Origin of the sequence: Neorhizobium huautlense (genome assembly GCF_002968575.1) — a bacterium.
Lineage (GTDB): Bacteria > Pseudomonadota > Alphaproteobacteria > Rhizobiales > Rhizobiaceae > Neorhizobium > Neorhizobium huautlense.
In genome coordinates this window covers 230,001-241,486 of the sequence record NZ_PVBM01000008.1, presented here as the reverse complement: position 1 = coordinate 241,486, position 11,486 = coordinate 230,001, and the positions used below count along the sequence as shown (strand labels likewise).

General features: G+C 61.6%; 9 protein-coding genes. 6 read left to right on the top strand and 3 right to left on the bottom strand.

The annotated features are described in order from the left end of the window. The 5 genes from C5L12_RS28580 to C5L12_RS11920 all read left to right on the top strand — a co-directional run. The coding region (locus C5L12_RS28580) for a hypothetical protein (RefSeq protein WP_205839335.1) at nucleotides 1-195 on the top strand (195 nt) is incomplete at its 5' end. Nucleotides 196-298: 103 nt separating this feature from the next. Continuing rightward, entirely contained in the window at nucleotides 299-1,252 is a 954-nt protein-coding gene (lhpI, locus tag C5L12_RS11935; RefSeq protein WP_105372256.1) for a bifunctional Delta(1)-pyrroline-2-carboxylate/Delta(1)-piperideine-2-carboxylate reductase, read from the top strand. Then, on the top strand, nucleotides 1,252-3,738 hold the full coding sequence (gene hrpB / locus C5L12_RS11930) for an ATP-dependent helicase HrpB (RefSeq protein WP_105372255.1): 2,487 nt from the start codon (nucleotides 1,252-1,254) through the stop codon (nucleotides 3,736-3,738). The genes lhpI and hrpB overlap by 1 nt, the downstream gene beginning before the upstream one ends. Before the next feature lie 86 nt (nucleotides 3,739-3,824). Beyond that, nucleotides 3,825-5,141 carry an ActS/PrrB/RegB family redox-sensitive histidine kinase gene (locus C5L12_RS11925; protein WP_245422857.1) on the top strand — a complete coding sequence of 439 codons (1,317 nt, stop codon included), beginning with the start codon at nucleotides 3,825-3,827 and terminating at the stop codon, nucleotides 5,139-5,141. Nucleotides 5,142-5,213: 72 nt separating this feature from the next. Continuing rightward, nucleotides 5,214-5,789 (top strand): ActR/PrrA/RegA family redox response regulator transcription factor, encoded by a 576-nt coding sequence (locus tag C5L12_RS11920; RefSeq protein ID WP_105372253.1) that lies wholly within the window; start codon nucleotides 5,214-5,216, stop codon nucleotides 5,787-5,789. Here C5L12_RS11920 and C5L12_RS11915 read toward each other — a convergent pair whose 3' ends face one another. Next, on the bottom strand, nucleotides 5,790-6,278 hold the full coding sequence (locus C5L12_RS11915) for an MmcB family DNA repair protein (protein ID WP_105372252.1): 489 nt from the start codon (nucleotides 6,276-6,278) through the stop codon (nucleotides 5,790-5,792). Between the two features lie 179 nt (nucleotides 6,279-6,457). Between C5L12_RS11915 and C5L12_RS11910 the strand changes: the two genes are divergently transcribed. After that, entirely contained in the window at nucleotides 6,458-7,126 is a 669-nt protein-coding gene (locus C5L12_RS11910; RefSeq protein WP_105372276.1) for a L,D-transpeptidase, read from the top strand. Between the two features lie 79 nt (nucleotides 7,127-7,205). On the opposite strand, the gene C5L12_RS11905 is transcribed toward C5L12_RS11910, so the two are convergent. Together C5L12_RS11905 and C5L12_RS11900 are read right to left on the bottom strand one after the other, a co-directional pair. Next, the gene (locus tag C5L12_RS11905) at nucleotides 7,206-9,377 is read right to left on the bottom strand and encodes a malate synthase G (protein WP_105372251.1); all 2,172 of its coding nucleotides are present in this window, start codon (nucleotides 9,375-9,377) and stop codon (nucleotides 7,206-7,208) included. Nucleotides 9,378-9,473: 96 nt separating this feature from the next. After that, nucleotides 9,474-11,477, bottom strand: coding sequence for a hydantoinase/oxoprolinase N-terminal domain-containing protein (locus tag C5L12_RS11900; RefSeq protein ID WP_105372250.1), 2,004 nt, complete (start codon nucleotides 11,475-11,477; stop codon nucleotides 9,474-9,476). Between the last annotated feature and the right edge of the window lie 9 nt (nucleotides 11,478-11,486).

Here is an 11,486-nt window from a genome sequence, read left to right as displayed (position 1 = left end):
TCGGTCCCAACCAGCATGCGCCAATCAATCAGTGATTTCTTCAGAACGAAAGTCGTCGTCGCCAGCAGCGCCGCCGCCCTCGTCAGTGAGCGGGGTTATAAATCCATGCCCACAAACAAGTCAACAGGCGTTTTTAAAAAAATGTCATTTTTCTTCGGAGGGGCCGAAACCCGACCGTTTCCGGGAACAATTTGAACAAAGATTAACGAAAAGGCAGCCGTCGGTCCCCAAAAAGCGCTTTAACCGCCCCGTTTGCGATTGCTAGGGTGAGGGACATTTTTGGCGGCTGGAGTATGACATGCTGGTATTAAACGAGGAACAAACGCGCAGAGCGCTTCCCTGGGCGGAATTGATCGAGGCTATCGAGCACATGTTCCGCAGCGATTGCGTGATGCCCGTGCGCCATCATCATGACATGGAGGTTCCGGGCGAAGCGACCGCGGTGATGCTGCTGATGCCGGCCTGGGTGCCGGGCGACCATATCGGCGTCAAGATCCTCAACCTTTTTCCCGACAACCATCTGCGCTCGCTTCCCACCATCATCGGCAGCTATCTCCTGTCGTCCGGCAAAACCGGCGAGATGCTGGCGATCGTGGAAGGAGGAGAACTGACCGCGCGAAGGACGGCGGCGACCTCGGCACTTGCTGCCAGATATCTCGCCTCCCCGCATGCCGAGACCATGCTGATGGTCGGCACAGGGCGGCTTTCGCTCAATCTCATGCAGGCCCATTCCATAACCCGCCCTCTCAAGCGGTTTTTTATCTGGGGGCGCAATCCAACCAAGGCTGACGAGACCGCCAAAGAAGCACGGGCCCTCGGGATCGACGCCGTGATCGTCGACGATCTTGCCGAAGCGGCGCGGCGGGCAGACATCATCTCCTGCGCAACTCTGTCGGATACTCCGCTCATTCGCGGCGAGTGGCTGAAACCTGGGGCACATCTCGACCTTGTCGGGGCCTTCAAGCCCACTATGCGCGAAAGCGACGACGAGGCGGTGCGGCGCTCTTCCGTCATTGTCGATACCCGCGCCGGCGCGATGAAGGAGGGCGGGGATATCGTGCAGCCGCTTAAAAACGGTGTTCTCATGAAGGACGACATCAAAGCCGATCTTGCGGATCTGGCCCATGGAAGACATCCAGGCCGCATCAGCGCCGACGAGATCACGCTTTTCAAATCCGTCGGTGCGGCGCTGGAGGATCTGGCGGGGGCAATTCTTGCCTATCGCCATGCCAGCGGCCAGGTGCCCGGCTGATGAAAGCATTGCAGGAGCCGGGCGCGGTGATCAAAAACCTGCCGACGCTCCCCGTCACCCACGTTCTCGGCGAGATCACCCAGGCTGCCGCCAATGGCACGCGTGCCGTGCTGTCGGCGCCGCCCGGCGCAGGAAAAACGACGCTTGTGCCGCTGGCATTGCTGGAAGAGGCCTGGTGCACCGGCAAGATCATTCTCCTCGAACCGCGCCGGCTGGCCGCTCGCGCGGCCGCCTCGCGCATGGCCACGCTACTCGGAGAGCAGGTCGGAGACAGGGTCGGCTACCGGATGCGGCTCGACAATCGCATTTCCCCGAGAACCCGGATAGAGGCGGTGACCGAAGGCGTTTTCACCCGGATGATTCTCGACGATCCGGAACTTACCGGCGTTTCCGCGGTCATTTTCGATGAGTTCCACGAGCGCTCGCTGCACGCCGATTTCGGGCTGGCTCTGGCGCTCGACGTGCAGTCGGCACTACGCGAGGATCTGAGAATTCTCGTCATGTCGGCGACGCTCGACATCGAGCGGGTGGCAGGGTTGCTCGGCAATCCGCCGGTGATCAAGAGCGAGGGCCGCAGCTTCCCGATCGATATCCGATATCGCGACCGGGCACCGAGCGAGCGGATCGAGGATGCCATGACCCGCACCATCATAGAAGCACACCACCATGACGCCGGGTCGATCCTCGCTTTTCTTCCGGGACAGGCGGAAATCCAGCGCACCGCCGAGCGGCTCCAAGGCAAGTTCGGCCCCGAAACAACGATCGTCCCTCTTTATGGAAACCTTACGCAGAAGGAGCAGGACCTGGCGATCAGGCCGGCGCCGGCAGGCAGCCGCAAGATCGTGCTCGCCACCTCAATTGCCGAGACATCCATCACAATCGACGGGGTGCGGATCGTCATCGACAGCGGACTGCAGAGACTGCCGGTATTCGAACCGTCGACGGGTATCACGCGGCTGGAGACGGTGCGGGTTTCGCGCGCCTCCGCCGACCAGCGAGCCGGACGCGCCGGACGCACGGAGCCGGGGATCGCGATCCGGCTCTGGCATCCCGGCCAGACGGCGGCACTTCAGGCCTTCACCCCGCCGCAAATCCTTGCAAGCGATCTTTCCGCCCTAGCGCTCGATCTTGCCCATTGGGGCGTGCAGGATCCCGCAGCACTTGCCTTTCTCGATCCGCCGCCTGCGCCGGCCTTTAAAGAGGCAGTGGCGCTGCTTTCAGAGCTCGGCGCACTCGACGACCAGGGCAGCTTGACCGGAAAAGGACGCCTGATGCGCGAACTTACTCTTCCGCCCAGGCTTTCCGCCATGGCGATTTCCGCCGCAGAAGAGGGCCTTGGTCGTCAGGCATGCCTGCTCGCCGTGCTTCTCACCGAGCAGGGGCTCGGCGGAAACGATGTCGATCTCGATGAGCGGCTGAGGCGCTTCCGCAACGAACGCGGCGACCGGGCCGATTCGGCAAGAAAACTCGCAGAGAGAATTGCATCCAATTTGCCAAAAGCTGCGCGAGCGGGCGAAATAGTCCCAGCCGGCCGGCTTCTGCTTCATGCCTATCCGGATCGGGTCGCCCTTCAGCGAGGCGGCCGCGGGCGCTTTGTCATGACGAATGGCCGGGGCGCGGAACTGCCGGAAACGGAAAGGCTTGCTTCGGCGCAGATGCTTGTCGTTGCCGATCTTACCGGTCGAGCCGCGCAAGCGCGCATCCTCGCAGCGGCAGAGATTACCCGGGCGGACGTGGAAGAGGAGCTGTCCGACGCGATCGAACAAAGGGATGAATGCTTCTTCGACCGCGCCAGCCGGCAGGCGCGCGCCCGCCAGGTGAGACGCCTCGGCGCCATCATCCTCGAGGAAAAACCACTGCCGCGCCCGCATGGCGAAGCGGCGGCCAAGGCGCTTGCCGATGGCGTCCGCGAGCTCGGTCTCCAGGCCCTGCCGTTCTCCCGGGATGGCACACAGCTTCGCGAAAGGATCGGCTTTCTTAACCGCACGATCGGCGAACCATGGCCGGACATGAGCGACGAAGCGCTGCTCGCCCGGCTCGACGAGTGGTTCGTGCCGTTCCAGAGCAACGCTTCGAGCCTCGATGCCGTGGATGCGGGAGGCCTTTTTGAAGGGCTGCGCTCGCTCATTCCTCATGCGGCGGCGCAGGATCTCGGCAAACTTGCGCCCACGCATTTCGAGGCGCCGACAGGCCAGCGTCATCCCATACGCTACGATGGCGAAGAGCCGGTCCTGGCAATCCGCGTGCAAGAACTGTTCGGGCTGAAGAAACATCCGGCCGTCGCGGGCGGGAGGCTGCCGTTGCTGCTGGAGCTTACTTCGCCGGCGCATCGCCCGATCCAGACAACCCGCGACCTTCCCGGCTTCTGGGCGGGATCCTGGAAGGATGTGCGGGCCGGGATGCGCGGACGATATCCAAGACATCCTTGGCCTGAAGATCCTTCGGAGGCTTCCCCGACGACACGTGCCAAACCGCGAGGGACGTGACAGAATGCCGCCTGCGACCCGATGTCGAGCCGGTTTATGAAGCGGGTCGATTTCATCGGCATCCGCCGGAAAGCAGAGGCAAGGCGTTGAGTCCAGACAGTTCATCGGTGCGTTACGCGCAGTTCGGCCCTTCCAGCCGCCGCATCCGGCTTGAAACATTGGTACGGCTGCGCTGGCTTGCGGTCACGGGCCAGACGATCACCGTGCTGGTCGTCGGGCTGCTGCTGGATTTCCCGCTTCCTTTAAAGGAGGCGGCCATCCTGATCGGGGCGCTGGCCGTTGCGAACCTCATCCTTTCCGTCTGGTTTCCGCAAACGCACCGGCTGGGTCCAAAGTCGGCCCTGGCGCTGCTCGCTTTCGACCTCCTGCAGATGGCGGCCCTGCTTTTCATCACCGGCGGGCTCGCCAATCCGTTTGCGCCTCTGATCTGCGTGCCGGTCATCATCGCTTTTGCGTCGCAGCCGCTGCGGCATTCGCTGGTCTTGATCGTCTTCGCGCTGATCTGCACCACAGTGATCGCCTTCTCTCCCTATGCCGTTCCCTGGTACGAGGGAGAAACCCTGAGAATCCAGCCGGTCATGCAGCTCGGCGTCTGGTGCTCGATCGCTTCGATGATGATGTTCGCCGCCTTCTATGCCTATCGGGTCTCGCATGAAGCGACGCTGCTTGCCGACGCGCTTGCCGCCACGGAACTGGTGCTGGAACGAGAAAAGCACCTCTCGCAACTGGACGGACTGGCGGCGGCGGCGGCGCACGAACTTGGTACACCGCTGGCCACGATCAGCGTCGTTGCCAAAGAGATGGAGCGCGAGCTCGCAGAGAACGATCGGTTCCGCGAAGATGTTCAGCTCCTCAGGAGCCAGAGCGAACGATGCCGCGACATCCTCCGCCGGCTCACCTCGCTCTCCGCCGAAAGCGAGGAGCATATGCGCCGCCTGCCACTCTCTTCTCTGGTAGAGGAAGTGGTCGCGCCCCATCGTCAGTTCGGCATCGAGATCAAGCTCGTCGAGAAGAGTGACCGGGCGAGCGAACCGGTTGGCAGCCGCAATGCCGGCATCATCTACGGGCTCGGAAACCTGATCGAAAATGCCGTCGACTATGCCAGAAGCAAGGTTATCGTGACGGTCGAGCACAGCGCGGAACACGTGGCGATCACCATCGAAGACGATGGCCAGGGTTATGCGCCGGATATTCTCTCTCGGATCGGCGAACCATATATGACAAAAAGACCGCGGGAAGACGAGCGCGCAGGCGGGCTGGGCCTCGGGCTTTTCATCGCAAAGACGCTCCTCGAGCGCTCGGGTGCGTCGATCCGTTTCGGCAATCGCGACAACGGCGACGCGGGCGCACGCATCCGGATCGAATGGCCGCGATCGGTGATGGAAACCCATGATCCGAAATGATTTGCACCCCGGGTGCGAACGATCATAATTGACAAGGAAGGCGGGCCTTCAAGAAAGCCCGTGGAGAAAAAAATGGAACCGCACCTGGAAAATCAGAAAGCTCATACGGATCATGGACTGGGGCCTGACCCGTCGCTGCTGATCGTCGATGACGACGGGCCTTTCCTGCGCCGGCTGGCGCGCGCGATGGAAAGCCGGGGATTCCAGGTCGACACGGCCGAATCGGTCGCTGAAGGCATCGCCAAGTCGAAAGCCCGCCCGCCGAAATATGCAGTCGTGGATCTGCGCCTTGGGGATGGCAATGGACTTGATGTCATCGAAGCCATCCGCCAGAGCCGCGAAGATACCAAGGTGATCGTGCTCACCGGCTACGGCAATATCGCGACCGCGGTGACCGCCGTGAAACTCGGAGCGCTGGATTATCTCGCCAAACCCGCAGATGCCGACGATATCTTTCATGCGCTGACGCAGCGGCCGGGCGAAAAGGCTGATGTGCCGGAAAATCCAATGTCGGCCGACCGCGTGCGCTGGGAGCACATTCAGAGGGTCTACGAAATGTGCGAACGCAACGTCTCCGAAACCGCGCGCCGGCTCAACATGCATCGCCGCACGCTGCAGCGCATTCTCGCGAAACGCGCTCCGAAGTAATCACATTTCGTCGAAGCTTTTGCCGTTCGCCCATTCGGCCAGCATCAACCGCTGGGCGGCAGCGCGAGAGAAATTCAACGTCACCGCCTTGCGGGTTGCAGGTGCAAGCCTGTGTTCAGGCGCGTCACGCAGAAGATGTCCGCCGTAACCGTCCGAAAGGAACAGGCCGCAATCCTCCGGAAAGATGTCGAGCGGCACGTCCTTGTGAGTGGCGAAAAAAAGCCTGTCGCAATAGGAGCGGTAATCGGGCCATTTCCGGTCGACGCGGAAGTCCTCGATCGAGGTCTTGATTTCGATGATCCAGATTTCGCCCTTTTCGGAAATCGTCATGAGGTCGGCCCGCCTTCCGTTCGCGAGCACAAGCTCGGGCAAAAGCGCGTGGCGCATCTCGTGCAGCAGAATCTGCACGCCTCTTCGAACCAGCATGGCGCGCGCCGATTGACGCCCATCTATTAATGGATTGTTACTGGCGATGTTGAGTATAGTCATGTCTTCCGGCTACTGCCGCTGATAATGTTGCAAAAACGCAATGGCGTTTTTCTATTATGCGCCCGGCCCATCTCGCAGCATCGAGGCACCTTGCCAAGGCCAATTTAATCGAAAATAACGGCTTATCAAAGGTGCTCGCGCACCTGCCTCAATCGATTCGTTTATCCCAAGAGATTTCCATGCGCTTACGCAACAGCATGCTCGCACTCGGCCTGTTGGCGGCTACCGCCCTGGCCGGCTGCTCCACGACGTCGTCTTCCGGTGGCACCGAAGTGGCTACCGTCACAACCTCGCAGATTTTCACCGAATCCTACGGCTCGGTAAAGGATGCCGGCTATACTCTTCCGGCCATCCCGATCAGCCGCATGGACAAGAAGTTCCATCGTCAGATCGTCAGCTATTCCACAACCGAAAAGCCGGGCACGATTGTCGTCAATACCCGCGAGCGGTTCCTCTATTATATTCTGCCGAACGGTAAGGCCGTACGCTACGGCATTGGCGTCGGCAAACAGGGCTTCGCCTGGTCCGGCACGGCCTACGTTGCATGGAAGCAGGAATGGCCCACCTGGCACCCGCCGAAGGAAATGGCCGTGCGTCGTCCGGACGTCGCAAAATACGTCGAAGACGGCATGGGGCCGGGCCTTAGCAATCCTCTCGGGGCGCGAGCGATGTATCTCTTCAACGAAAAGGGCCAGGATACGCTGTTCCGCCTGCATGGAACGCCGGAATGGGCCTCGATCGGCACGGCCGCTTCTTCCGGCTGCATCCGCCTGATGAACCAGGACATCATCGACCTCTACAGCCGCGTCCGCCCCGGCCGCAACACCAAGGTCGTCGTGATCCAGTAATCGCGAAATTCGAAGTGAACGCAAAAGCCGCCGAAGATATCTCCGGCGGCTTTTTCTTTGGCAGCAATCAAAATATCCGTCAGTTGGCGAGCTTTGCTTTGAGTTCGATGCGCCGACGGTGCAGGACCGGCTCGGTATAGCCGTTTGGCTGCTCGCGACCCTTCAGCACCAGGTCCAGCGCGGCCTGGAAGGCAACAGAGCCCTTGAAATCCGGCGCCATCGGGCGGTAAAGGGGGTCACTTTCATTCTGGCCGTCGACGACCGCCGCCATGCGCTTCATGGTCTCGATGATCTGCTCCTCGCCGACCAGACCGTGGTGCAGCCAGTTCGCCATGTGCTGGGCGGAAATGCGCAGCGTCGCGCGGTCTTCCATCAAACCCACGTTGTTGATATCAGGCACCTTGGAGCAGCCTACTCCCTGATCGATCCACCGGACCACATAGCCGAGGATGCCCTGGGCATTGTTGTCGAGTTCGCGTTGGATTTCCTCCGGCGTCCAGTTCGGCCGTAGTGCCACCGGAACGGAAAGAATATCCGAAAGCTTTGCCCGCGGCCGGCTCTTCAAACCCGCCTGAACCTCGGCGACATCGACCTTGTGGTAGTGGGTCGCGTGCAGTGTTGCAGCGGTTGGAGACGGCACCCAAGCGGTATTGGCACCGGCCTTCGGATGGGCGATCTTCTGCTCCAGCATCGCCGCCATCAGGTCGGGCATGGCCCACATGCCTTTGCCGATCTGGGCATGTCCGGAAAGCCCGCATTCCAGGCCGATGTCGACATTCCAGTTCTCATAGGCCGCTATCCATGCCGCCTGCTTCATGTCGCCCTTGCGGATCATCGGGCCGGCTTCCATCGACGTATGGATTTCGTCGCCGGTCCGGTCGAGGAAGCCGGTGTTGATGAAGACCACCCTTTCCCGCGCCTGCCGGATGCATTCCTTCAGATTGACGGTCGTCCGGCGCTCCTCGTCCATGATCCCCATCTTGATCGTATTGGTGGGCAGGCCGAGCGCTTCCTCCACCCGGGAGAATATCTCGCAGGCAAAGGCGACTTCTTCCGGTCCATGCATCTTCGGCTTGACCACATACATGGAGCCTTCGCGCGAATTCTGGCGGCGACCGTTCGGTCCGATATCGTGGATCGCAATCAATGCCGTGACCATGGCGTCCATGATCCCTTCCGGCACCTCGTGGCCCTCGCTATCCAGCACGGCCGGATTGGTCATCAGGTGCCCGACATTGCGCACCAGCATCAGTGAACGGCGCTTCAGCGAAAACCGCGAGCCGTCCGGCGCGAAATAGTCCGTGTCAGGGTTCAGCTTTCGGGTGAAGCTCTTGCCCACCTTCTCGACTTCTTCTGCCAGATCGCCTTTCATCAGGCCAAGCCAATTGCGATAGACCACGACCTTGTCTTCCGCGTCGACGGCGGCGACGGAATCCTCGCAATCCATGATCGTGGTGATGGCCGACTCGAGGCGGACATCCGAGATCTTCGCCGGATCGTCCTTGCCGGTCAGCGTGGTTGCGTCGATCACGATCTCGATATGCAGGCCGTTCCTTCTCACCAGCAAATGGGTCGGCTGCGACGGCTGGCCAAGATAGCCGGCAAATTGAGTAGGGTCGGCAAGCTCGACGGTCTTGCCATCCTGGGCTGCAACCTTCAGCTTGGCATCGGTGACGACGAAGGAGGTGACTTCGCTCCAGCTTGCCCCCGACAGCGGCACGGACCGATCGAGGAATTCGCGCGCCCAGGCAATCACCTTCGCGCCGCGAACCGGATTATAGCCCTTGCCCTTTTCGGCTCCGTCGGCTTCGGGAATGGCATCCGTTCCGTAGAGCGCGTCATAGAGCGAACCCCAGCGCGCATTGGCGGCATTCAGCGCGTACCGGGCGTTCATCACCGGCACGACGAGCTGCGGCCCGGCGATCCCGGCAATCTCGGGATCGACCTTGTCGGTCGAGACGCTGAAATCCGGCCCTTCGGGCAAGAGATAACCGATCTCGCGGAGGAAAGCCTCATAGGCCGCCAAATCCGTTGGCGCGCCGTTCTTGCGGTACCAGTCGTCCAGCTTCTGTTGAAAAGCGTCACGGGTGGCAAGCAAAGCGCGGTTCTTGGATGCGAGATCATGAACGATCTTCGAAAATTCGGAGAAAAACCGCTCGGCATCGACGCCGGTGCCCGGGAGTGCTTCCTTCACCAGGAAATCGTGAAGCTCCTCGTCGATCGCGAGACCGTTCTTTTCAATGCGACCCATGCATACCTCCCGATGTGCGCTGCAAAAAGTGTCTCACATTGCGCGGGCAAGGACGGGTGTCAATGCGACGAAGGCCTGAAACGGTTCGGTTCCGCCTCAACCTGCGGCGATCCGCGGTCTTCCTGTAGCGGTGGCCGTAATCCTGGCCTCTATGAGCTTTCTCGACCCTTCGATTTCCGGCGCGTCCACATCTTCCGAAAGCGTGACGACCGCCTCGCCGGCTCCCCCGGCTTTGGCCTGTGCCAGCGCCGCGGATATCGCTCGTTCCCGTGCAGCCGCCAGTGCTGAGGCCTCTCCAACGATCGCCAGGCGTTCGCCACCGCCGGACAGGATAAATCGACCTTCCTCCGGAGAGGTCACGACGACACTGACGACCGCGCGGATTTGTCCCACGACCGCCCCGACCGCATTGGCGACATCGGCGTCCGACGGAATGACGGCTTCTGCACCAAGCATATCGGCCACCGCAGGATAGTAGACAGGAGCCGAAGCCCCGAGCCCGATCAGCGGCCGATCGAGCGACAGCAGAAATCGGGCGATGCCGGGGCTTTTCTTGAGCGCTCGGTCGACAGCCAATGAAACGGATGGATCGATCCCTTCCGCCCCATCTTCAGCCAGACAGGTCGCAAGGACAGCCTCTGATGACTGGCGGGTCAGCCGCGCGACGATCTTCTCGGCAAGTTCTTCCGGCGATCCAGCGATCTGCCGGCCGGAGCCATCCTTACGCCGGATCGCGAGTTCCAGCCCCATTCGTGCCGCGTCGCCATTCCATTGGTTCTGCCGTCCAAGCACATGCAGGGCGTCCGAAGGCGTCAGGCCTGCCAGATGCACCAGGCCGCGTGCAACCAACCGGTCCAGTACCGCCTTCTGGGACTTCATCGTCAAGAGATCGTTGAGTGCGATCGGCCCCTCTCCTATTCGGGCATAGAGGGCCTGCTCCGGCGTCGGCAGGCCCTGAGCCACCATATCCGGCACTCCTGTGCGCACCGCAAACCGGCCGTCATGCCGACCGCCATGGGTGGCACGCAATTGCCTCTCGAGAGAGGAGATAACCGCTTCGCCGTGCGTTGCAGCCAGCAAACTGAGCGGCAACAGACGCCGAGGACCCAGCGTGAATCGGGCATCGAGGCCGCGATCATCGATATGCACCTCCGAATCGCCGCCTAGCCCATAGGTGCGCAGTGCCACGGCCTCCACCATGGTTCGATGGCCGCCCACAACCGCGCCTTCCTCGGCGAGCTTCGGCCGCCCTCCGCCAAGCACCGCGACATCGGTCGTGGTGCCGCCTATATCCGAGACGACGGCCTCGTCCAACCCAGTGAGAAACCGTGCACCCACCAGGCTGGCCGCCGGACCGGACAAGATCGTTTCGATAGGACGAAGCCGAGCCTCGGAAGCAGAAATCAGCGCTCCGTCTCCGCGCACAACCATCATCGGCGCCCATATGCCACGGCTCGCCAGAAAATCCTCGCAGGAGCCGATCAGGCGATCGACAATCGAGACAAGGCGCGCGTTCAGCAACGTCGTCAGCGCCCTTCGCGGGCCTCCGAGTTTCGAGGTGAGTTCATGGCTGCATGTAACCGGCAGATGCGAAAGATCTCGAATGCGGTCTCTCACCCGGATTTCGTGAGCCGGATTCCGGACGGCGAAATAGCCGGCCACAGCAAAGGAGGAGACGCTGGTACCGAGCCCGGACATCGCCTTGTCCAGCTCGCTCATGTCGAGCGGCGTTTCGTTTCCATGGACATCGTGGCCGCCCGGCAAAAGGATTACCGGGTCATTCCCAAGCGCTTCGGACAGCCCGCCGCGGGTGACATCCTCCGGTCCGAAGCCGATCATCACCAATGCCGCGCGGCCGCCCTGCCCTTCGACGAGCGCATTGGTGGCGAGCGTGGTCGAAAGAGAGACGAGTCCGATTTCCGACGCGGAATACCCGCTCCTTGCAAGGACTGCATCGACGGCACCGGCGATGCCATCAGCAAGATCGTGCCGTGTCGTCAGCGACTTGGCCTTGGCGATGACACCCTCGCCTTCCCGGAAGAGTACGGCATCCGTATAGGTGCCGCCCGTGTCGATGCCTAAAAGAATGGGAGAGGTCACGCGAAATTC